This window comes from Negativicoccus succinicivorans, from assembly GCF_018372215.1.
Lineage (GTDB): Bacteria > Bacillota > Negativicutes > Veillonellales > Negativicoccaceae > Negativicoccus.
The window spans coordinates 91,728-114,191 of record NZ_JAHAJN010000003.1 but is presented as its reverse complement, the minus strand read 5'-3'; the positions used below and the strand labels follow the sequence as shown (position 1 = coordinate 114,191).

19 protein-coding genes and 1 pseudogene are annotated in these 22,464 nt (G+C 55.4%); 19 read left to right on the top strand and 1 reads right to left on the bottom strand.

The genetic code is table 11. From position 1 onward, the window contains the following. Positions 1-16: 16 nt before the first annotated feature. From KIB08_RS02810 to typA, 13 genes are all read left to right on the top strand, one after another. Entirely contained in the window at positions 17-1,669 is a 1,653-nt protein-coding gene (locus KIB08_RS02810) for a TolC family protein (protein ID WP_303989324.1), read from the top strand. A gap of 43 nt (positions 1,670-1,712) precedes the next feature. Then, complete coding sequence (locus KIB08_RS02805) at positions 1,713-5,975, top strand: translocation/assembly module TamB domain-containing protein (RefSeq protein ID WP_303989321.1); 4,263 nt, start codon at positions 1,713-1,715, stop codon at positions 5,973-5,975. Positions 5,976-5,984: 9 nt separating this feature from the next. After that, on the top strand, positions 5,985-6,617 hold the full coding sequence (locus KIB08_RS02800) for a sigma-70 family RNA polymerase sigma factor (protein ID WP_303989319.1): 633 nt from the start codon (positions 5,985-5,987) through the stop codon (positions 6,615-6,617). 146 nt (positions 6,618-6,763) lie between these two features. Next, positions 6,764-7,285: a hypothetical protein gene (locus tag KIB08_RS02795; protein WP_303989316.1), complete on the top strand. Its 522-nt coding sequence runs from the start codon at positions 6,764-6,766 to the stop codon at positions 7,283-7,285. A 68-nt stretch (positions 7,286-7,353) separates the two neighbouring features. Then, the gene (locus KIB08_RS02790) at positions 7,354-9,570 is read left to right on the top strand and encodes a BamA/OMP85 family outer membrane protein (RefSeq protein WP_303989313.1); all 2,217 of its coding nucleotides are present in this window, start codon (positions 7,354-7,356) and stop codon (positions 9,568-9,570) included. 60 nt (positions 9,571-9,630) lie between these two features. Next, positions 9,631-10,899, top strand: a complete 1,269-nt coding sequence (locus KIB08_RS02785; protein WP_303989310.1) for a hypothetical protein — start codon at positions 9,631-9,633, stop codon at positions 10,897-10,899. 23 nt (positions 10,900-10,922) lie between these two features. Beyond that, on the top strand, positions 10,923-11,444 hold the full coding sequence (locus KIB08_RS02780; protein WP_303989307.1) for an OmpH family outer membrane protein: 522 nt from the start codon (positions 10,923-10,925) through the stop codon (positions 11,442-11,444). A 3-nt stretch (positions 11,445-11,447) separates the two neighbouring features. Beyond that, positions 11,448-12,407 (top strand): hypothetical protein, encoded by a 960-nt coding sequence (locus KIB08_RS02775; protein ID WP_303989304.1) that lies wholly within the window; start codon positions 11,448-11,450, stop codon positions 12,405-12,407. After that, complete coding sequence (locus KIB08_RS02770) at positions 12,397-12,888, top strand: OmpH family outer membrane protein (RefSeq protein ID WP_303989301.1); 492 nt, start codon at positions 12,397-12,399, stop codon at positions 12,886-12,888. Before KIB08_RS02775 ends, KIB08_RS02770 begins: the two co-directional genes overlap by 11 nt. Next, positions 12,888-13,910 (top strand): UDP-3-O-(3-hydroxymyristoyl)glucosamine N-acyltransferase, encoded by a 1,023-nt coding sequence (lpxD, locus tag KIB08_RS02765; protein ID WP_303989298.1) that lies wholly within the window; start codon positions 12,888-12,890, stop codon positions 13,908-13,910. Before KIB08_RS02770 ends, lpxD begins: the two co-directional genes overlap by 1 nt. A gap of 41 nt (positions 13,911-13,951) precedes the next feature. After that, a complete protein-coding gene (locus tag KIB08_RS02760) occupies positions 13,952-14,878 on the top strand; it encodes a lysophospholipid acyltransferase family protein (RefSeq protein ID WP_303989295.1) in 927 nt (308 codons plus the stop codon). Beyond that, positions 14,875-15,531 carry a deoxyribose-phosphate aldolase gene (gene deoC / locus KIB08_RS02755; protein WP_303989291.1) on the top strand — a complete coding sequence of 219 codons (657 nt, stop codon included), beginning with the start codon at positions 14,875-14,877 and terminating at the stop codon, positions 15,529-15,531. The genes KIB08_RS02760 and deoC overlap by 4 nt, the downstream gene beginning before the upstream one ends. Before the next feature lie 117 nt (positions 15,532-15,648). Further along, a complete protein-coding gene (gene typA, locus KIB08_RS02750; RefSeq protein ID WP_303989288.1) occupies positions 15,649-17,463 on the top strand; it encodes a translational GTPase TypA in 1,815 nt (604 codons plus the stop codon). Between the two features lie 32 nt (positions 17,464-17,495). Here typA and KIB08_RS02745 read toward each other — a convergent pair whose 3' ends face one another. Further along, positions 17,496-18,131, bottom strand: coding sequence for a DUF4405 domain-containing protein (locus tag KIB08_RS02745; RefSeq protein ID WP_303989285.1), 636 nt, complete (start codon positions 18,129-18,131; stop codon positions 17,496-17,498). Positions 18,132-18,308: 177 nt separating this feature from the next. On the opposite strand from KIB08_RS02745, the gene KIB08_RS02740 reads away from it, so the two are divergent. The 6 genes and pseudogenes from KIB08_RS02740 to KIB08_RS02715 all read left to right on the top strand — a co-directional run bounded on the left by KIB08_RS02740 (position 18,309) and on the right by KIB08_RS02715 (position 22,460). Next, the gene (locus tag KIB08_RS02740; RefSeq protein ID WP_303989282.1) at positions 18,309-19,259 is read left to right on the top strand and encodes a YihY/virulence factor BrkB family protein; all 951 of its coding nucleotides are present in this window, start codon (positions 18,309-18,311) and stop codon (positions 19,257-19,259) included. A gap of 74 nt (positions 19,260-19,333) precedes the next feature. Next, a complete protein-coding gene (gene trmL, locus KIB08_RS02735) occupies positions 19,334-19,840 on the top strand; it encodes a tRNA (uridine(34)/cytosine(34)/5-carboxymethylaminomethyluridine(34)-2'-O)-methyltransferase TrmL (RefSeq protein ID WP_303989279.1) in 507 nt (168 codons plus the stop codon). Continuing rightward, positions 19,827-20,198, top strand: coding sequence for a YlbF family regulator (locus tag KIB08_RS02730; protein WP_303989276.1), 372 nt, complete (start codon positions 19,827-19,829; stop codon positions 20,196-20,198). The genes trmL and KIB08_RS02730 overlap by 14 nt, the downstream gene beginning before the upstream one ends. Continuing rightward, the gene (gene murB / locus KIB08_RS02725) at positions 20,195-21,139 is read left to right on the top strand and encodes a UDP-N-acetylmuramate dehydrogenase (protein WP_303989273.1); all 945 of its coding nucleotides are present in this window, start codon (positions 20,195-20,197) and stop codon (positions 21,137-21,139) included. The genes KIB08_RS02730 and murB overlap by 4 nt, the downstream gene beginning before the upstream one ends. Further along, positions 21,129-21,782: pseudogene (gene rph / locus KIB08_RS02720) on the top strand (ribonuclease PH); the annotation flags it as partial. The gene murB and the pseudogene rph, both read left to right, overlap by 11 nt. 54 nt (positions 21,783-21,836) lie before the next feature. Then, on the top strand, positions 21,837-22,460 hold the full coding sequence (locus tag KIB08_RS02715; protein WP_303989432.1) for an XTP/dITP diphosphatase: 624 nt from the start codon (positions 21,837-21,839) through the stop codon (positions 22,458-22,460). The last annotated feature ends 4 nt before the right edge of the window (positions 22,461-22,464 follow it).

Sequence of the window (22,464 nt, the reverse complement as noted above, 5' to 3'; positions counted from 1 at the left end):
TTAAGAGGAGATCAACATGAACTATGTAAAAATTGCCGCGGTACTCGCGGCTGTCGCTTTAGTCGGACAAGGATCGGTATTCGCGACTGATAATCCGCTTTCAGCGACGAAGAAGATCGTCAACACGGCGGACGCGCTGCAACGGGAAAGCGTCCCGACGCTTGTCGATCCGAACGAAGAGCTGGCGCCGCAGACGCTGGAACTGTCTTTATCGGAAGCGGTACAGATCGCCGTGGTCAATCATTATGCCGTGCATATCGCGGAAGCGAAATGGCAGGCGGCCAATGCGGCCGTCAGTGAAATAGCGGCGAAAAAGAATCCGAGTTTTGACTTCCAGTTCGGCGCGTCGAAGTTTAAAGAAAAAAGCCAGACGGTCGCCGTGCCGCATCCGCTCGGACCGGAGCATGCCGCTAAAGTCGACGCGACCGCGCAGGCCGCGTTGAACGCGTTGCAGCTGGTGAACCCGGGAGCGAATTTGACGCTTGAAGATCTGAAAAAAACCGACTTGTATAAAGCTCTCACAACGCAAACGGTACCGATGACTTTTGCGCAGGATCACGGTTTTCAAAATACGCTTTCGGTCACTTGGCCGATTTGGACGGGCGGTCGTGTCGAAAGCGCGGTAGCGGCGGCTCGTTACGGTCGTGACGCGGCGGAGTGGGGCATCTATAAAGAAGAAGCGGATTTGAAATATAAAGTCACGCAAGGCTACTACCAGTTGATGGAAGCGCAACATTTTGCCGACATCGCCGACACCGCCGTGAAAAATCTGACGGAACACGTCAAAAACGTGACGCAGATTTATAATGCGGGCGTGGTGGCGCGGATCGACGTGCTTTCGTCCGAAGTCGCTTTAGCGGATGCGCGAGAAAAACAAATAAAAGCGCAAAACGCCGTGCAACTCGCGCGCGCCAACATGAGCAATCTGTTGCGCCTGCCGACGGTTACGACAGTCGTACCGGATACCAATGAGCTGCCGCATCGCGCGATTACGATCCAACGCGCGCAGGCCATCGACTATGCGTTGGCGCATCGTTGGGAATTACAGCAGGCGGCACTGAATGTCAAAGCCAGTGAAGAAAAATTAAATGTGGCGAAGGCCGGCAATAAACCGACCGTCGCGCTGACGGCGAATATGAGCTGGCAGGACAAAGATTTTCCGGGCTTTGAAAATGAAGACTGGAAAGTCGCCGGCGGTGTGAGTTGGCCGCTCTATGACGGCGGCGCCACTACGGGAAAAGTAAAAGGTGCTAAAGCGGACCTCGCCGCGGCGGAAGAAACCTACTTGCAGGCGCGCGGTCAAATCGAACTGGATGTGACTCAGGCCTACTTGAATATCGGCAGCGCGGAAGAACGGATTCAATCCACCGCGCAGGCGGTAGAGCAGGCGCAGGAAGCGTACAAGATCGCACGCATTCGTTACCGCGCCGGCGTCGGCATCAACTTGGATGTCCTGGATGCGCAGCTCGCGTTGGATCAGGCGCGCACGAATTACATCACCGCGTTGTACGATTACAACACGGGTCTCGCCCGCTTGGAACAGGCGATGGGCGTACCGGCTGTCGTGCGTTACGATGAAAGCGGCAAGGTAATCGCGCCGATCGAACCGATTACGCTGAGCAATGATGAAGCCATCCTGGCGACGCACAAACGACAGGCGGAACAATAATTTTTGTCAAACAATACATGGACACTAGCGAGGGGGCATGTCCGTGCGACGTTGGCTTTTGACGGGAGCCACGGTACTCGCCATCGGTGCGGGCGCGTTCGAGTTCTATGTGAAACCGACCGTGCTCGAGCAGGCGCCGGCACTTGTGGACGAGGCCTTGGCGACGACCGTCAACGGCACAGTCCGTTACGATAAACTGGATATAGATTGGGCTTGGAACGCGCATGTGAAAAATGCGACGGTAACCGATGCCAAGGGGCTCACGGTAGCGCGTATTCCGGATATCGAAGTCAGCTGGAATCTGTGGCGGGCGCTCGAATACGCGATGGGCAAGCGCGCCGCTTTGGGCGTCCTCGACGGCATTACGCTCGAACAACCGGAGGTTTGGTTGCGGGAAGAACCGGACCGTTCCTGGAATGTTTCCCATTTGATCCGTCCGCAGGAAACGCAGACGGAGTTCTCTTTGCGTGCCAAAATCATGGTCAATCGCGGTTTGGCGCATTTGGAATTTTTACAGGATCCCACCATCCATCTGACCGATGTTACGTGCGGGATGGATTTAAATGATTATCCGACCGTCACCGGCAGAGCGAAATTTTTATATAATAACGAACCTGTCACGCTGACCGGCAACTATACTTCGGCAGATGATTTTAACGCGCACGTGACGGCGAAACGTTTGCCGATCACGCTCGCGAATTACGTGCTGCGCGACGCGGCGCTGGACATCGCGTTGCGGGCGGGTGAGATTCATAACACGGATTTGAACGTCAGCGCCGATTCTACCGGTTTGCGTTATGACGGCACTACGGAATTGCGCGACGGCGCGTTGCAATACGACCGGTATAACGTCACCGACGCCAAGGCCGTTGTGCGTCTGGCGACGCATCGCCTGTCCTTTGCCGATGCGCAGGCGCAAGTGAACGGACAACCGCTGACGGCTAACGGTATGATATTACTTAATAACGATCCGGCGCTGGATCTGCATTTGGCGACGACGGGCGCGGAAGTGGCGGCGCTTGCCGATGTGCCTCTCTACGGACCGGTCGCGGCCAACATGCATGTGGGCGGCACGGTGGCGGCGCCGACGGCGGAAGGCGTCGCGATGCTGCAACAGGGCAGCTACGGCGCGACGCCACTTGAAAATGTTTTTACCAAGTTTGTCTATCGCGGGGACGTCGTGAACCTGCCGGAAATAGTGGCGGGAATCGGTGAGGGACGAGTCCGCGGCAGCGGTTATTATAATGTTGTAACAAATACCGGAGCCGGTGAATACGCGGCGGACAATATTGATTTGGCGCAGCTTCCGGAAACGGACGGCGCGTACGCCGGTACGGTAAACGGCCGCGGCGCGGTCGAATTTCATAACGGGGAAATGGCGTTGGCGACGTTTACCGGCTCCGGAACTGGCGTCAGCGGCGCGGGTATCATGACCGATTCGCTGCGCGCGTCGTTGCGCTATGAAGCGGGCGCGCTTGCGTTACATTACTTGAACGGCACTATGGGTGACGGCACATTTACGGCGTTCGGCAGCATGGATACGCCGCAGGGCATTCAAGTAGCCGCGCATCAATTACCGCTTTCGTATCTTTCCGGTTTGGCCGGTGTCACTATGTCGGGCGCGGCGGATCTCACAGGACAACTTACCGGCAGCGTCGCGGCGCCGCAATTCGTCGGCACGGTGAGCGCGCGTGACGGCGCCGTTCACGGTCTCGCATATACGTCGATTCACGGCGATGTGGCGTATGTCGACGATACGTTTACCACAGATCGTCTTGTCTGGCAGGATGCCGAAGGCGGCCATGTCGTTTCCGGCAGCGCGCAGCTGACCGGAGCGAAAACTCTGGATCTTACAGTCCAAAGCGACAACATTCGCCTGGAATCGTTACTGCGGGCCGCCGACTTGCCGTTGGACGCCACCGGTTGGGCCACCAATTCGCTGACCGTTCGCGGTACGCTCGATCAGCCGGAAGCGAGCGGTGAACTGCATCTTTGGGACGGTTCGGTGATGGGCGAACTCTACCAAGACGTAGTCGCCCGTTATCGTTACAACGGCGATATTTTATATTTGGATGAGGCGCTGGCCTCGATGTACAACGGTACTTTGTACGCGTCAGGAACGATCGCGCCGAACGCGTTGAATGTTCAGCTGAAGGCAAGTGAAATCGATATTGATCGCGTATTGCGCGAAAAAAATACGTACCGACTGGCGGGCACTGTATCTGCCGAGGGAACACTGCGCGGCACGCCGGCCGATCCGCGCTTGGAAGCCGATTTTTGGGGTCATAATTTATATGCCAACGGCGAACCGATCGACGGTTTGCGCGGTCATTTAGCTTACGCCGAAGGCGTAGCGGCTTTGACCGATACGACGCTGACGCAGCGCGACGGCGTCTATCGTTTGAACGGAACGTATCGCTTGGACGGCGGTGTGTTCCGCGGGGCCGGCGACGTGGAGGGAGCGGATGTTTCGCGTCTTTTGCGTCTGGCGAATATCCCCTACGAGAACTTGGCCGGTCAGGTGACGGGGCATGTCGAACTCAACGGCACGGCCGCCAACCCGAGTTTGCGCATCAACGGCAAACTGGAAAACGGCAGCATTGACGGCAAACCTTTCGGCACGACGGAAATCGACGCGGATTACGCCAATCGCGTGGCGACCGTTCGCAAATTGCATATGCCGATCGGTGCGGGCGTGCTCGCCGCCGCCGGCACGGCCGATCTCGACGGTGAAATCGATATGCAGCTGGCGGCGAAAGATGTCGATGTCACCTATGTCACGGCGCTGGCGGGACAACCGCTTGATCTCACGGGGAATTTGAATGTGAGCGCGGTCTTTACCGGACCGACGAAAACACCGGTGATGGATATGTCGTTCGAGCTTTCAAACGGCGCATTCGCAGGCGTTACCTTTGATCGTTTCATCGGCTTGTTGAATATGCGCGATCAAATCATCGAAGTCAACCAGACCTTGCTGCAACGAGAACCGTATCAATTAAGCATGTACGGTCAAGTTCCGGTCGCCGCGTTGACGAAAGCGGGACGGGCGACGCAATCGAATGAATCAATGAACTTGGAAATCCGCTTGGATAAAGCGGATTTGGAACTGCTGCGCGCGTTATCGCCTGCGGTTCTTTCCGCCACAGGCGAAACCAAAGGCGGCATAACGGTCACCGGCACGCTTGCGGATCCGCACATCAACGGACGCATTTTTGTCGCGGACGGTGCGGCGACGATAGAAACGATGAAAAGTCCGCTGGAACATATTCACGCGGAATTGCGATTTAACGGTAAATCCGCTACCTGGCGCGGACAAACGACCATCGGCGGAGGCGATCTTGCCACTGCAGGCGAAGTTTGCTGGACCGACTTTACCGATACGCGCTATGAAGGAACGCTTGACGCTGACGCGATCAATCCGCAGAGCTCGTACTACTCCGGTCCTTTGACGGCGCATTTACAACTTACGCAACAGGCGGGCATGCCGTATCTTACCGGCGAGGTTCTGGTGGAAAAATCCCGCTTCGATGTTCCGCTGACATTTACGGATAACGGCTCGCCGCTGTTGATGGGATTTGATGTGAACGTCAGCATCGGCGAAAAGACACGTCTTTACAACAGCTATCTCTATGATTTGACATTGGCCGGCGATTTGCACGTCGGCGGCACGACCGCGGCTCCGGATGTTGACGGCAAAGTAGTCGTGAAAAACGGGTACTTGCGGTACCTGAGCAATAAATTCAAGGTCGAGGAAGGCGTGGCCGATTTCAATCGCACGCAGAGCTTCCTGCCGAATCTGCACGTTCTCGCGACGACAAAATTTAATCGTTACCGTATTCATATGCAGGCGGACGGCTTACCGACGGAGATCGATCTGAAACTTACTTCGGAACCGGCGTTAAGCCAGGAAGAAATCGTCATGATGCTTACCTTGCACACGCGGGGCGATATCAACGATCTCGGCCGGGCTGACGCCAACGCAGCCTTGGCGTCAGCGGCGCAGACATTGGTTTTCGGCACGCTTGAAAATCGCCTGCAGGATGTGTTGGGCCTCGACATGATCCAGGTCACGACCGGTTCGGTCGACCCCTTTGAAACATCCACAGTCGCCAACCAAGGCTTTTACAACTTGCAAATCGGCAAATATCTGTTCGACGATTTCATGCTGGTGCTGACAACCGGCGTCAACAATGAACAGCAAAGCGCCGGTTTCCGTTACGACATTAACCGGAGTTTCCAAGCGGAAGCGTGGGTGAATAATGAAGACAACTACTATATCGGCGGTAATTGGCAGTATCGATTCTAAAGGAGCGCCATGTTAAAAGAATATTTTCAGGAACTTGCCAAAATTGAATTATTGGATCCCGAAACGGAAGCTTCTTTGTGGCGCGCCTATAAAGAAAAACAGGATCGCGGCGCCCGCCAGACGCTGATCGAGCATTACCAGCCCCTGGTCGTCAAAGAAGCGATGCGTTGGCAGCTGCAGGAAGCGACCTTGCTGGATCTTTTGCAGGAGGGTACCGTCGGCTTGATGGAAGCGGCGGAACGGTATGAACCGGCGCGTTCGGTCGCGTTTTCACTCTTTGCGCGGCACCGCATTCGCGGGCGCATGCTCGATTACATTTATAAAAACGGAACCGATATCCCGGTGGAAGACAGCGCCTGGGCCGAAAGTCGCGCGCAATTCAACAGTCTCGTGACGGAGGCGACGGATGCGTTTGAGGCGGCCGATCGGACGTTTTTGTGGGAAGCGGTGCGTAACGCCGTGCATCGTTTGCCGCCGAAAGAACAGCAGGTGGTGGACGGCATTTACATACAAAATCGTGAGCCGAAAGAGCTGGCGCTCGAATTACAAGTTTCTAAAACTTACATTTATAAATTGCAAAAAACCGGTATACGCCGTTTGCGCGGCATGTTGTCGCGCTTGATGCATGAGCGACGCGAGTAAACGAAGATACATTGGTTATAATTTGCGAGAATTCGCTCAAAAACACGAGTATTATGCAGAAAAAGAATGCTGAATGCGGTTGCAAAGAAAATCCCAAAAGCCGACTTTAAATTGATTAGGAGATTTTACAAGAAAGGAGCACACGCATGAGTCTTTCCCGAGATGAGCTTGTCTGTCGCGTTGAAACGGCGCGTCGCTGGTTGGAACAGGCGGAGCATTCATTTCATGACGAAACGCCTCTGAAAGGTGAATTGAACTTGCTTTTAGCCCAAGCCGAAATGCAAAAACTTCGGGAAGACCGCGGCATGTCCCGACAGTGGCAACATTGGCAACGCGCTCTCGCGTTGGTGACAGCGCTCGTTATGGTGAGCGGTTTCGGCTGGTGGTGGCAAAAGGATGATGACGCTCCCGCGCCGGTTACGGCTCCCGCAACGGTGGTGAAAACGGTTCCTTTGGAACCCTCGGCGACATGGCCGCAACCGACCGTATCGCAAGCATCGCAGCAAGCGTCGGCGGTGAGCGCAGCGGTACCGGAGACGCGTGAGCCGGTAGCGCATGCGGTGCCGCCACCGGTCAAAACAGCACCGGCAAAGTCGACAGTGACACTTGCTCCGGACGAAATGCAGTCGGTGGTCAGTGATGCGGCGAAGGTATTGCGTACACCGTAATTATCAAGTAAACTAAACCTATCATTCGAATGAATGAACACCATTTGCAATTAGGAGGATATGACTATATGAAACATAGCAAACAGGCGCGGCAATGGCTTGTCGCTGCAGTCACGCTGGCAACGCTGGGGGTTACTCAGGGGTTCGCGGCGGATGCGCCGACAACGGTTTCCGAACAGCATATGCCGTATAATGAAGCGGCTATCTCAACGACGGTGACACCGGGCGCAAAAGACTCGCTTGCGACGCAGGGATTAATCGACAATCCGGCGCTGACCGTCGGCCAGACGACCCAGACGAGCAACGTGCAGGCGCTGTATGTAGCCAAGGCGGATCAGGCGGCGATCGATGCGCAGGTCGGCAAAACGGTTACAAAAGTAGCGTTGGCGGGCGTTCCTGACGGAGTCGCACGGCAGATACTGCCGCGTTTGACGACCAAAGTCGGCGACAAAGTATCGTCGGAAGCGATCGCGGCCGACATCAAAGCCATCGGCGACAGCGGCATCTTTGCGCAAATCGCGCCGGTTTTCACCGCCGTGCCGGAAGGCGTGCAGTTGACGTATCAGGTCGCGACGAACCCGGTGGTCAATCAGGTTCGCGTGGAAGGCGTGTCGGCGTTTGATGCCGAGTACCTTGCGCAGATGTTGGCCATTCCGCAAGGCAGCGTTTTGAATACGGTGGAAGTGGGCGAAAAAGTTCGCGCGATTGAAGATCTCTACGTGAAGCAGGGTTACATTTTGGCCTCTGTTTCCGACGTGCAGGTCGCGCCGGACGGGACGCTGACGGTCAAAGTCGATGAAGGCATTGTCGAAGATATTGTCATCAAAGGCAATAAAAAGACTAAAGATTATGTCATCACTCGCGAACTGCGCTTCAAAGAAGGGGATCCTTTCAATAAATATCTGGCGCAACGCAGCTTGGAACGTCTTTACAACCTGGGTTACTTTGAAGACGTCAACGTGCGTTTGCTGCCGGGCAAAGTCGATCATCAGGTCGTTGTGGAAATCGACGTGCTCGAACAAAAAACGGGCGTTGTTACCTTGGGCGCCGGCTACTCAAAGTCGGACGGCTTTGTCGGGATCGTGGAATTCGGTGAAAACAACTTCCGCGGCACGGGCGACAAGATCAATGTCCACTGGGAATTCGGCGGCAAGGGCAGCGATAAGAACTACCAGATTTCGTACACGCGTCCGTGGCTTGACGATAAAGGTACGTCGCTCGGTTTCTCGTTCTACAACCGCGTGGTGGAATATGATGATTACAACGAAGACGGCAGCACTGTCGCCACTTATGACAAGCGTCGCAAAGGTTACAACCTGACCCTGGGACGCGCGCATGGCGAATATCGCACGACTTCGATCACATGGGAAAGCCGCGACGATAAATATGATGAATATAAAGGCGGTTTCAACTACGGCGAAAACGCGGTCATTCCGCTGGTCGGCATGGAGCGCACGGAAGACGGCAAGTTGAAGCTGGATGCCAACGGCAAACCGATTCCGGTCGTTAACTTTGCGTTGAATGCGCCGCAGCCGACGCTTTTGGAACCGGGCGCGGCGGCATCCCTGCTTGGCAGTGTAACGCTTCCGGAAGCACCGAAACTGACCGGTGACGAGAACGCGGATATCGAAGCGCTCAACAAATGGCGCGATGCCTTGCGCACGGCGGTGGCCACTGTCACTCCGCAGGGTTACTACAATTTCAAAGACATGGACTACATCGGCAAAAACTTCGGTAGAACGAACAGCCTGTCCGTTACTCATGTGTTTGATAACCGCGACAATTACTTCAACCCGACCCGCGGCTACCGTTACTCGGTAACCGGCCAATGGGCGGGCCACGGCTTGGGCGGCGATTTCGACTTCTATAAAGTCAACGCCGAAGGACGTTTTTATAAGAAACTGAAAAATAACCACGTCTTGGCGCTGCGCGTCATGGGCGGTTACGCCAACGGCGAAATCGGTTATTCAGAACTCTTCAGCTTGGGCGGCGCGTACAACTTGCGCGGCTTTGAAGATGACCAGTTCAAAGGCAGCAACATGTATGCGGCTACCTTGGAATACCGCTTCCCGATCATCAAGAAAGTGGACGGCGTCGTCTTTACCGATGTCGGTAACGCGTGGGGCATCGATGAGTCGCGTATTCCCTGGTACCATGACAGCAATAAGGTGCATTGGTCGACCGGTGTCGGCTTGCGGGTACAGACTCCGATCGGACCGATTCGACTCGACTATGCGCATGGTGACAAGAATAAATTCCACTTCAGCTTCGGCGGCCAATTCTAAACCGCGACAGGCGACAAATTCTTGTCGCCTGTTCACTGTTTATAAGAAATGAGGGAATCTATGAGTAAGCGGCTTACCGGTCTCTTGAGTGCGGCTTTGGTCGCGCTGCCGCTGACTCTTCAGGCGGCGCCGATTCAGACGGTGGATGTCAGCGTGCAAACCGGTACGGGACGATTAGCGCCTTCGGTGGCCGATCGTATTGAAGCCAGTGTCAAAGTGATCGGTGAACGCGTTTTGATCGGTCAGCCATCGGAAACGGTGGCGGCGCATGCCGGCGAATACGGCAAAGTGTTGGCGGATGTCGCGGGTCGTGTCATTTCAGGGTACGTGGTGACCGATGTCGAGGTGCACGCCGACGCGGCGACCCGACTGGTTCTCGTTCTGACACCCTACGGTGAGCACGTGCAAGAGGTGCACACGGCGGTTGACTACGGTAATTTATCGCCGACGGTGCATGCGTTGATGGCAAGCGATCTGGCGGCGATCGATGAAAGAATCAACGCGCTTTTGATCGGCTTACCGCTCGGCGCGTTGGATTGGGTGGGGGGCATTTCAGACACGCTCGTAAAAGACGAATTTGCCCGTCGTTTGCCGGAATTTAACGCCAAGCTTGAAATTATACCGGCGGCGACAACGAGCGCTAAAATCTACCTTTTACCGCAAGGACCGACGGTTCGTACCTATCAGGTGCGCACCGCTTCCGAAACGGTGCCGCGCATCTTCATCAACGGCGCGGCGGAACGTGTTCGGAAGGTCTTGCCGGAATACATCGGCGCGCCGCAGGCCTTTTTGGAACGTCACCGTGAAGAGATCGCAGCGCGTTTGCTGGAGACGGCCAAAGAAGATCCCTTTGTCAGTCGTTACGATTTAGATTTGACAGGCGTGCTTACGATTGGCGAAGAACTTACCTATACGTTACATGCGGCCACGGATACGTGGTTGATTGACGCCAATGTCGCTCTGGATTTGGGACGGGAAGAAAAAAACACGCGGGTCCGCGGCACGCTCGGAAAACGGGCGACGGATCACGATACTTTCTTCGTCGATGTGGATTTTTTCCCGCATGATGTGAGTTGGGACGTTTCCACCGGTTACATGCATCGTTTTGGTGCGGGAACCTACTTGGGTTACCGTTACGAATGGACGGAACCGCAGCAAACGGCATTTTTGCGACAGGAATTCAGTCCGCGCTGGTATCTCCGGTGGGACCATGACTTGTCGCCGTCGGCGGACAGCGTTGCCGTCGGCTATCGTCTTCAGGATTATCTCGGTGTGGAGCTGATCCGCGATGAAGACGATTATTGGGTCCGTGTCATCGGACATATCTGAGGAATTAAAGGAGTCGATTGATTATGATGCGAGCAATGCGTAATAAGTACAATGTGAAAGTGGTTTCGTTCGTCGTCGCGGCGGTGTTCGTTCTCGGTATCGCGGCGTATGCCATGATGGGCATGGGGAATGTTGCTCAGGCGGCACCGACCTCGTCCATCGGCGTGGTCGATCAGGCCAACATTATTAAAGATACATCCAGTTTAGGCGTGGAATACCAGCAGCAAATGGCGGCGGCGGCGCAGCAATTACAAAGCGAGTTTGACGCGAAATCGGCGAATATGTCGGACGCGGAAAAGCAGCAATATTTCCAGGAAATGCAAAAACAGTTCAACGCCAAACAGGCTGAAATCCACAAAAACATTCAAGGTAAAATTGATAATGCCGTTAAAGAAGTAGCGAATAAAAAAGGCTTATCGCTGGTTGTCGACAAAGCGGCTGTGCTTTACGGCGGCGTCGATATCACTAGCGAAGTGCAGACGGCGCTCAATAATGCTCTGACGAAAGAAGCGGGTAAAGAGCAGTCGGCAGAAACCAAGAAGTAATCTATGCAAAGGTCAACGCATGGAGCCCTGAGTGTACTTCTGGCCGCGTGTCTTTTGCTGAGCGGCTGCGGCATCGGCGGCTGTTCCCGTACGGAGCAGGCACCGCAAGCGCCGCAGTACGGTGTGGCGGATATGGAAAAATTAGTGCACGCCCACCCGCGCTACAGTGATTATTTTCGTCTGGAACAGGAGTACAAAAACCTGGTGGCCACGTATGACGCCGAACGCGAACAACTGATTCGCCGTTCCGCGCAGGCGCAGGAGGCATTGCGTGAGCAGCTTTCCTCCGGGGCCATCGAAAAGGGACTCAACACGGAATACCGGGCCAAAATGACGGCGCGTGAAACCGCATGGAACCAAAAGCTGGAAGCGTTGTATCGTGAATGGATGGCGCGCGCGCCGCAACCGGTGGATGAAGCATTACAACAGGCGGATTTGGAAATCGTCAATCTGCAGCTGAAACTTAGAGCGCTCCATTTACCCGCGGACGAACGCGAAGCCATGGAAGCGCGGTTGCAGGAATTGCTCGCCGCGCGCGCCGCTTTGACGGATACGCCGGCAGCGCTGCCGGAAGAAGGGCAAAAAGAGCTTGCCGCCTTGAAAGCAAAAGCGCAGGCGGATCTGGCCCGATACAGCGACGAAGTGACGGCGGAACTGAGCGCCAAACGGGAGACCACGCAACAACAGCTCCACGATGAGATGGCGGCGCAACTGATGCCCGACGGCGCCGGTTGGAATCACGAATGGCGCGAAAAACTCGCGACCAAACAAAATGAAATGACACAAGTTAAAGAGGCAATCACCCAAGATATTCGTCACGAGGCGCAGGCGGTAGCGGAGGCCAAAAATCTCGAAGTGATTTTTGCCGAGTATCGCGCCAATATTTCTGCGCAGGACGTCACGAATGATATCCTGCAGAAATTGGGGACGAATCCTAAGGAGGTAAGTAACAGTGGTAAATAAATGGTGGCGGTCCTTCGCGCTGATCGGCATGCTGGTCGGCGTCATGCTGATGAGCGGCTGCGGCAATGATGAGAAAGTCGGCGTTGTCGATTTTGAACGCATCGCGCGGGAAAGCGGCCAGGCCCAGCAGATCACCCAGGAAATCATGGCCAAGCAGGCGGAAATCGCAACGCGTCTGCAGCAGGCGCAGGCGACTTCCTCGCCGGAAGAATTCGCCGTGACCGAGCAGGCGGCCAAACGTGAATTACAAGTATTTCAGATGGCCAAACAGCAGCAATTCCAGGCGCTGATCACAAGTCAATCCCAGCTGATCGCCAAGGAGAAAAAGCTCGGCATTATTATGCATAAGAATGCCGTTCATTACCAAGGTGTGGACGTAACGGAAGAATTGCTGGCGAAACTCAAAGCCAACGACAATACGAATAAAAAACAGAATCAAGAGGCGCAACCGGCCGCCGCAGAGAAAAGCGGGCAAAAGTAATGGTATACACAGTAGCGGATCTGGCCGCACGGGTTAACGGTACAGTATACGGTGACGGTAATAAGGAAATCACGGGCGTTGCCGGCGTGGAAACGGCCGGCCCGAACGATATTGCTTTTTTACTCGACGAATACGCCGCGCAATTGTCGCTGGTGAAAGCGGGCGCGGTACTGATGACAAGCGCGCCGGAAGAAACGGTGGCAACGACCGTGATCGTCACGGAAAATCCGAAGTGGGCGTTTGCGGAACTGGTCGATGTATTGAAACCTTTGTACGTGCCGCCGGTCGGTATCCATCCGACGGCCGTTGTCGATGCAACGGCGGAGATTGATCCGCAGGCGACGATTTTACCGTATGTGGTGATCGGCGCGGGTACCGTTGTCAAAGCGGGCGCTATTTTACATCCGCATGTCGTGTTGGGACGCGATGTGACCGTCGGTCGCGATACGGAAATTCATTCCGGCGCGGTGGTGCATGATCGGACCGAAGTCGGCGATCGCGTTATCATTCGCGCCAACGCCGTGATCGGCGGTGAAGGCTTCGGGTTTGCTACCGAAGGCGGTAAGCATACGCGGATTCGTCAGATCGGTCGCGTGGTCATCGGTGATGATGTTGAAATTGGCGCCGGCACGACGATCGATAACGCGACATTCGGTGAAACTTCGATCGGTCGCGGCACGAAGATCGACAACCTTGTGCATCTCGGTCACAATGTCCGCATCGGAGAAGACTGTTTCATCATTGCCCAAGTGGGCGTGGCGGGTTCGACAGAAATCGGTAACCATTGCATTCTGGCGGGACAGACCGGCGTTTCGGGGCATCTTACGATTGCCGATCATGTTACCTGCGGCGGGAAGACGGGCGTTGTCGGCAGCATCAAAGAGCCGGGCACATATGTGGGCTTTCCGGCCCGTCCGCATCGTCAGTGGGGACGGATTGAAGGAACACTCAATCATTTGCCCGAACTGCTGAAACGCGTGAAACGCTTGGAAAAAGTGTTGGAAACAACTGAAGAAAAATAAAAAATGCCGTCACAGACGGCATTTTTTGGCGGAGGCAAGGTATGTATTTTTGGCTACAATTAGGACGCCGTTGGGCATGCGGTTTGCCGGCCGGCGCCGCTCGTCGCTGGGGAGACCGCCTGGGACGATTTTTCTGGCGCATATTGCCGCGAAAACGCAAAGATATCGCGGTGGAAAATATTTTGCGGGCCGAGCTGGCTGATTCGCCGGAACAGGCGCGGGCGATCGCGAAAACATCCGCTGTCCGTTTGGGGCGGGTCGCGCTCGATATGCTGCGCTTTCCGCTGTACACCGAAGGCCGCATTTTAGAGCAGATGCATTTCACCGGCACGGAGGAACTCGACGCCCTTTACCAAAGCGGCGGCGGCTGCATTATCGCGGCTTCGCACACGGACAATTGGGAGATGCTGGGCGGCGCGCTGGCGAGCAAGTATCCCGGCAAAATTGTCGCCGTCGGTTTCAAACAGTCGAATGAAGGATTCGATCGATTCATTCGCGAATCGCGCGCGATGCTCGGTGAAGAAGTGCTATATCCGAAAAACATGCGGGAAATTTTGCGGCTGCTGGAAGACGGCAAATGGATTTGTCTTTTGTACGATCAGGATGGCGGCGGCAAAGGAGTGCTGGCGCAACTGTTTCGCACACTGGCGCTTTCCGTTACCGGACCGGCCGTTTTTTCCTATGCGCGCAAAGTGCCGATCGTGCCTGTGCATATCTATACGCGCGACGAAGGATTTGATGTGGTCGTGCAAAAAGCGCTCTGGACGCGTCAGGATTTAAAAAAAGCGGTCGCGGTACGGGAAATGACCGATACCTTGAATGCGATTTTGGCAGAGCGCGTGAGCGAGCGTCCGGCAGACTGGTTTTGGATCCACAATCGCTGGAAATGGACGAAACGTATTTATGGAGATCCGCATGAACTGTGGCGCGATGAACAGGCGCAACGGGCAAAGGAGGACAAGGCATGATTGCAAGTTGTATTGATCACACGCTGCTGGCGCCCGACGCGAGCGCTCGCGCTATCGAAACACTTTGTGAAGAAGCCAAGGCGTATCATTTCGCCACTGTTTGCGTCGCGCCGTATCGTGTGCAACAGGCGGCGCAGGCGCTTGCCGGAAGCGGCGTCGGCGTGACGACGGTCGTCGGTTTTCCGCACGGCGCGAACGGCGGTCCCGCGAAAGCGGCGGAAGCGAGCTGGGCGCTGGCGCAGGGCGCGACCGAAATCGACATGGTGCAAAATATCGGCGCGGTGAAAGACGGCGCGTGGGATATGGTGGCGAAAGAAATTCGCCGGGTGCGCGCGGCGATCGGCGATGTTACACTCAAAGTAATTTTGGAAACGGCGTTGCTGACGCCGACGGAAATTGTGAATGCCTGCAAGCTGGCCCAAGAAGTCGGCGCGGACTTTGTGAAAACGTCGACCGGCTTTGCCGGTGCAGGCGCCACCGTAGCGAACGTGAAACTGATGCGCGATACCGTAGGACCTCATTTCGGCGTCAAAGCCGCCGGCGGTATTCGCGATCTTGCGACGGCGCGCGCGATGCTTGACGCGGGCGCGAATCGGCTCGGCGTCAGCGCGGGCGTTGCGATTGCGCGGGCGGAAAACGCTGAAAGCAAATAAAAAGACCGCAAGGTCTTTTTTTGTTTTCACGAATAACAAAGATTTGACGAAACGATTACGCGTTTTTTCCGATGTGTGATATAATATTAAAGTTATTAACCATCAGGAGGAACATTTATGCAACGGCAAGATATACGTAATGTCGCGATCATCGCTCACGTTGACCACGGCAAAACTACACTGGTCGACGCGATGCTGCGTCAAAGCCACGTTTTCCGTGAGAATGAACGCGTTGCCGAACGCGTTATGGACTCGAATGATCTTGAACGCGAACGCGGGATCACCATTTTGTCCAAAAATACCGCCGTCATGTACAACGGCACGAAAATCAATATTGTCGACACACCCGGCCACGCCGATTTCGGCGGTGAAGTCGAACGTATTTTGAACATGGTCGACGGCGTAGTTTTACTGGTCGACGCTTTTGAAGGGCCGATGCCGCAGACGAAGTACGTGCTGCGCAAAGCCTTGGAGCAGAATTTGAAGCCGATCGTCGTCATCAACAAGATTGACCGTCCGGATCAACGCGTCGAGGAAGTCGAAGGGGAAATCATCGACCTCTTCATTGAACTGGAGGCGAGCGACGAACAGCTCGACTTCCCGGTCATTTACGCGTCCGCTCGCGCGGGGATTGCCAAGTTGTCGATGGACGACAGCAGCGACAGTGTCGAGCCGCTTTTTCAAACGCTTTTGGATTACATTCCGGCGCCGGAAGGCGACATGGAAGCGCCGCTGCAGATCATGGTCACGACGCTGGATTACGATGATTACGTCGGCAAAATCGCCATCGGTCGTATCGTGCGCGGTTTCGTCCGTTACGGTCAGCCGGTCGCGATCATGAACGGCGATCAGGTGCGCCAGGATAAAATCGGCCGTCTGTACACGTACAACGGTTTGGCGCGCGTGGAAACGAATGACGCGAAGATGGGCGATATCGTCGCGATCACCGGTTTCAAAGACATCAACATCGGCGAGACCATCACCGATCCGGAACACCCGGAAGCATTGCCCTCGATCAATATCGATGAACCGACATTGTCGATGGTGTTTTCCGTCAACGACAGCCCGTTCGCGGGACAGGATGGTGACTACGTCACCAGCCGTCATTTACGTGCTCGCCTTATGAAAGAAGTGCAGACGAACGTCGCGATGAAAGTGGAAGAAACCGACTCCGCCGACGCGTTCAAAGTATCCGGCCGCGGCGAATTGCACTTGTCGATTTTAATCGAAATGATGCGCCGGGAAGGCTACGAATTGCAGGTCGGCAAACCGACGGTCATCATGAAAATGATCAACGGTCAGAAATGCGAACCGTTGGAACGCTTGAATGTCGACGTGCCGCAGGAATTCATGGGCACCGTCATGGAAAGTCTCGGACCGCGCAAAGCGGAACTCATCAGCATGAATGAGCTGTCGGGTTACCTGCGCATGGAATTTATCATTCCGGCGCGCGGTTTGATCGGTTTCCGCAACGAATTTTTGACCAGCACGAAAGGCAACGGCGTCATGTACCACGTTTTCCACGGGTACGCTCCTTTCAAAGGGCAGATTCCGATGCGGACGCGCGGCGCGTTGGTCGCCGTCGAACCGGGGGAAACCACCGCGTACGGTTTGGGCAATATCGAGGAACGCGGCACGCTCTTCCTCGGACCGAACGAATCCGTATACGAAGGTCAAGTGGTCGGTGAAAACGCTCGCGATACCGATATGGACGTTAACCCGTGCAAGAAAAAGCACGTATCCAATATGCGCGCGTCGGGTTCCGATGATGCGATTCGTTTGACTCCGCCGCGTCAATTTACGTTGGAAGAAGCGCTGGAATGGATCAACGACGACGAAACGGTCGAAGTGACTCCGCATGCCATCCGCATTCGCAAACGCATTTTGAGCCAGCAGGCTCGTTACAAAGCGGCGAAAAAGAAACAGCAATAAAAAAAGACCTCGCAAGAGGTCTTTTTTGCGTGTCAGGCATGCGCCGGTCGGCGGCTGATGAAGCGGAGCAGCCACCAGCCGAAGTAGGCGAAGAGAATAAAGATCGCGAAATAGTCAATGAAAAACAAAATCGCGCTCGGCTCCGCTTTCGGATGTTTCAAGTACAGATACGCCATTTTCAAAAAGAAATTACGCGCGACCGCGATATACAAGCCGTACATACTGATCGCGCCGAGCACCGCGTGCCATTTCCCGCCAAGCGGAGGCAAAACACGCCGCATTGTGTGACGCAAACTGTCCCAATAAAAGCCGGCGTGCATCGCGACGAGTGCGTAAAACCAAGACGACGAACAGATGTGAACGTACTTGGCGTAGCGTAACACTTCCCGCCCCGGATGCGGAATCAGCGATGAGAATAAAAATCCCGAAATAAAGCAGATGATGAATACCGCGCAAAGCACATAGTTCGCTGCGCGCAGAAAACGGCTGCGCGGCGTCGCGTGCCGGGTAAATTTTCCCAAAGCGCGGCGATGTTCGTAGACATGATAGCCGACGATCAGCGTGAAAATATAGGCAATCCACTCGTGTCCGCTGAGTCTCGTCAGAGGATACGCCATGGTGGCGAAGAGGCTGACCAAAAGCCCGATGTGCATAATACGTCGTTGCATATTTCCTCCCTCGCGACCATTTCCCCGTTGCCGCTTTGCTTTCATTATACCAGCTGCAAGGCGTTCGGCAACCGTCGTCAAAATGCCGCAAAGCCGATTCTTACTATGCTATAATAAAATCAACTATTTTACGTCTGCGATGACGTAATTGTACCGGTTGAGGAAAGGGGAAAGAACGTGGACCCTTGGGTAGTCATTCGGCATCGTCTTAACGAAGCGAAATGGTTCAAACGTCTGCGCGATTCGCGCGCTTTATATATTGGTAAACGTTTATATCAGCGGTATATGGATGATGATGTGGGGATGCTGGCCGCGGCCGCGACCTACTACCTGATTTTGGCGCTGGTGCCGTTTTTGATTTTCCTGTTTAACATCATATTGTTCGTGGCGGCGTCGCAAATCGATACGGTATTGCGCTACATGCAGTACCTGCCGGGGGATGTGCCGGCGACGCTCGCGCCGGTGGTTACCGATATTATCGAGCAACGTTCGACCACGGTACTGTCCATCGGTCTTTTATTGGCGTTGTGGTCGTCGTCCAAAGGCATCGACACTTTGATCCGCGCGACCGATATCGCGTTTCAAACGGGGAAAAATGTCCAGTCCTATATTCGCGTCAAAACGAAATCGATCCTGTTCACCTTGCTGATTGTCGGCACGATGCTGGCGTCGCTCGGCATTACCGTATTCGGCAACCTGATCGTGAAAACATTTATGGGGGTACTCGGTTTGACGAAAGAATTTCTTTTCTTTTGGAGAATCGGCACCTACCTGATTCCTTTTGTGGCGATGATTTTGGTGCTGGCGGTTTTCTACCGTTACGCGCCGCGCTTCGTCGAACACGAGGGGCGCACGCCCTGGTCGCACACGCTCACCAGCGCCGCGATCGTGACGACGATCTGGGTCGCCATGACGGGAGCGTACGGCTTTTATGTGAGCAATATCGCCAATATGGGCGCGACCTACGGCTCGCTGGTCGGCTTAATGATTCTTTTCATCTGGCTCAATCTGACCTCGCTCATTTTCATTATGGGCGCGGAATTTATCGCGGCGTTTGACGATATGCATTTATTTTTCGCTGTGCCGCGCCGTAAAGATTACCAGACGGAAGAATTTCGGATCGTCTGAAACGACATGTTTCGCGAGCCCGTTACCCTGTGTTACAATAAACGGTATTGAAAGATTTCCATGTAGGAGGCAGTATGCACATTGTTTTAGTCGAGCCGGAAATTCCCGGCAATACCGGCAATATAAGTCGCTTGTGCGCGGCCAATCATCTTGTCTTGCACCTGGTGAAACCGCTCGGATTTTCGATTGATGACAAGCATTTGAAGCGGGCCGGTTTAGACTATTGGGACTTATTGGAAGTTCATATTCACGAAAATTATCAGGCGTTGGTCGAATATCTCAAGGGCCGACGTTTCTGGTTTAATACGACGAAAGCGGAAAAAAGCTATACCGATGTCCGCTTTACCGATGAAGATGTCCTGGTGTTCGGTAAGGAAACCAAAGGACTGCCGGAAGAATTGTTGGCCGCGCATCCGGAGCAATGCATTCGGATTCCGATGCGGGCCGAAGCCCGTTCGTTGAATTTATCGAACGCGGTGGCGATTGTTTCGTACGAAGCCTTGCGTCAGTTGGATTTTCCCACGCTGGCGCAAAAGGGACATTTGCCCGAAGTGAAAGGAGATTCCCATGAATATGTATGATGACGCTTATAATTTAGCGAAAAGTATTCGCGAAAGCGCGGAAATGAAACAGCTGATCGCGGCGAAAGAAAAACTGGCGCAGGACGCGGCGGCGAAAGATCTGGCGGAAGAATTTCTCGCCTTGCAGATGGAAGCGGAATACCGTCGCATGTTGCAGAAAACAGACGGCTGGGACGGCATGGAAAAATTACAGAGCTTGCAGGTGATGGTGCAAAACAACTCGCTCGCGAGCGAGTACTTGCACGCGTTCATGCGTTGGCAGCAGGTGGCCGCCGATATTCAAAAAATCGTCAGCGAGGCGATCGGCGAAGGCGTTCCCGATTTGTCCCGCTTTGCGCCGGCGGAGGGCAAGCAGTGACTAAAGAGTATTGGGAAGAGTTGTTTTCCGGCGTTGTCCCCAAGAGCGCGTTGCATTTTGCCGAGCCGATGGCGCGGCATACGACGTTCGCGATCGGCGGACCGGCGGATCTCTATATCGAGCCGGAGACCGAGGCGGAACTGGCGGGCGTATTGCGCGTTGTCGCCAATGAAAAATGCCCGCTGATGATTCTCGGCGGCGGGGCGAATGTGTTGGTGCGCGACGGCGGTGTGCGCGGCGTTGTGATCGGTCTTTCACGGCTGGTGCGACCCTGCTACACCGACGGCACCCGACTTGTCGTGGCCGGCGGCGTGCGTTTGGCGCAGGCCTCTCGCGCCGCGGCGAAAGCGGAACTGTCCGGTTTGGAATTCGCCTGCGGTATTCCCGGTACGATCGGCGGCGCCGTGTGGATGAATGCGGGCGCGTATGGCGGCGAGATGCAACAGATCGTGGCGGAAGTGACGGCGCTCACGCGCGCGGGCGAACGGGTCGTCTACGCGGGGGATAAGCTGCACTTCGCGTATCGTCACAGCGTGTTCCAGGAAACGGGCGATATCATCACGCAGGTGACGATGGAACTGCAACCGGGGAACGCGGCGGAGATTCGCGCGAAGATGGCGGATTATACAAAACGGCGGACGACGAAACAGCCGCTCGATATGCCGAGCTCGGGTTCCACATTTAAGCGGCCCGTCGGCTACTATGCGGGAACATTGATTGAAACGACCGGACTCAAAGGCTTGACGGTCGGCGGCGCGCAAATTTCCATGCGTCACGCGGGGTTTATCGTGAATCGAGGCGGCGCGACCGCGGCCGATGTGCTGGGTTTGATTGCCGAAGTGCAGCGGCGCGTTTTCGCGGAGCATGGCGTAACGCTGGAACCGGAAGTGCAGATTTTCGGGGAAGATAAACAAAGGAGTGAGACCGACGATGCGTATTGACGGTCGCGAAATAAATGAATTGCGTCCCGTGACGATCGAACGGGGCGTGAATAAATATGCGGAAGGCTCGGCGCTGATTACCTGCGGCGATACGAAAGTATTGTGCACGGCGTCCGTGCTGCCGCGCGTGCCGCGCTGGCTGCGCGGCGCAGGACGAGGCTGGGTGACGGCGGAATACCAGATGTTGCCGCGAGCGACGAACGACAGAAATCAGCGTGAAGCGGTGCGCGGCAAATTGTCCGGCCGCAGTCAGGAAATCCAACGACTGATCGGTCGCGGTTTGCGGCAGGCGGTTGATTTGGAGGCGCTCGGTGAAGTCGCCATCGCGTTGGACTGCGATGTTCTGCAGGCGGATGGCGGTACGCGCACGGCATCGATTACGGGTGCGTATGTCGCGTTGGTGGAAGCGATTGCCGGCCTGTGGAACGGCGAAGGGCCGTTTCCGGTGAAGGATTTTTGCGCGGCTGTTTCCGTCGGCGAACTGGCGGGCGTGCCGCACTTGGATCTCTGCTACGAAGAAGACAGCACGGCTGATGTCGACATGAACGTGGTCGCCTTGCAGTCGGGCGAACTGGTCGAGGTGCAGGGCACGGGCGAAGGCGCGACATTTTCGCGCGCGCAGTTAAATGAACTCTTGGATCTGGCGCAAAAGGGCATTGCCGAATTGATCGCGGCGCAACAAGAAGCGCTCGGCGATTTGGCAGATCTTGTCGGTAGTGTCGGACGGCGCGGCGTTTTGCTGGCGACGCATAACGAAGGGAAAATTCGCGAGATGCAGGCCATGCTGGCTGAAGTCGGTTACCAGGGCATTCCCGTGGCGGAGGTGGCGGATCTTCCGGATCCGGAAGAAACCGGCACGACATTTGCGGAAAACGCGCTCATAAAAGCGCGCTACTATATGGAAAAAACCGGACTCCCCGCGTTGGCGGACGACTCGGGTCTGGCGGTTGACGCGCTCGACGGCGCGCCGGGCGTGTACTCGGCTCGCTACGCGGGCACGCACGGCGATGACGCCGCCAACAATGCGAAACTGGTTGCGGAAATGACGTCAGTCGCGCGGCAAGATCGCGGCGCCGAATACGTTTGCGAATTGGCACTGGTATATCCGGACGGTACCAAGCGCACGGCGCGCGGCATCTGCCGCGGCGAAATCGTGCTCGAACCGCGCGGCACGGAAGGATTCGGTTATGACCCGTATTTCTATCTGCCGGAACGCGAAAAAACGATGGCCGAACTCACTTTGGCAGAGAAAAATTGCATCAGTCATCGCGGCGAAGCATTACGCATTCTCAGCAAACGTTTGCGGGAGCAGTCCGAGTAACGGG

Excerpts from the sequence above, each read along its gene's own strand:
- KIB08_RS02810 (WP_303989324.1), top strand. The coding sequence starts at position 17 with ATGAACTATGTAAAAATTGCCGCGGTACTCGCGGCTGTCGCTTTAGTC.
- KIB08_RS02800 (WP_303989319.1), top strand. The coding sequence starts at position 5,985 with ATGTTAAAAGAATATTTTCAGGAACTTGCCAAAATTGAATTATTGGAT.
- KIB08_RS02795 (WP_303989316.1), top strand. The coding sequence starts at position 6,764 with ATGAGTCTTTCCCGAGATGAGCTTGTCTGTCGCGTTGAAACGGCGCGT.
- KIB08_RS02790 (WP_303989313.1), top strand. The coding sequence starts at position 7,354 with ATGAAACATAGCAAACAGGCGCGGCAATGGCTTGTCGCTGCAGTCACG.
- KIB08_RS02785 (WP_303989310.1), top strand. The coding sequence starts at position 9,631 with ATGAGTAAGCGGCTTACCGGTCTCTTGAGTGCGGCTTTGGTCGCGCTG.
- KIB08_RS02780 (WP_303989307.1), top strand. The coding sequence starts at position 10,923 with ATGATGCGAGCAATGCGTAATAAGTACAATGTGAAAGTGGTTTCGTTC.
- KIB08_RS02775 (WP_303989304.1), top strand. The coding sequence starts at position 11,448 with ATGCAAAGGTCAACGCATGGAGCCCTGAGTGTACTTCTGGCCGCGTGT.
- lpxD (WP_303989298.1), top strand. The coding sequence starts at position 12,888 with ATGGTATACACAGTAGCGGATCTGGCCGCACGGGTTAACGGTACAGTA.
- KIB08_RS02760 (WP_303989295.1), top strand. The coding sequence starts at position 13,952 with ATGTATTTTTGGCTACAATTAGGACGCCGTTGGGCATGCGGTTTGCCG.
- deoC (WP_303989291.1), top strand. The coding sequence starts at position 14,875 with ATGATTGCAAGTTGTATTGATCACACGCTGCTGGCGCCCGACGCGAGC.
- typA (WP_303989288.1), top strand. The coding sequence starts at position 15,649 with ATGCAACGGCAAGATATACGTAATGTCGCGATCATCGCTCACGTTGAC.
- KIB08_RS02745 (WP_303989285.1), bottom strand. The coding sequence starts at position 18,131 with ATGCAACGACGTATTATGCACATCGGGCTTTTGGTCAGCCTCTTCGCC.
- trmL (WP_303989279.1), top strand. The coding sequence starts at position 19,334 with ATGCACATTGTTTTAGTCGAGCCGGAAATTCCCGGCAATACCGGCAAT.
- KIB08_RS02730 (WP_303989276.1), top strand. The coding sequence starts at position 19,827 with ATGAATATGTATGATGACGCTTATAATTTAGCGAAAAGTATTCGCGAA.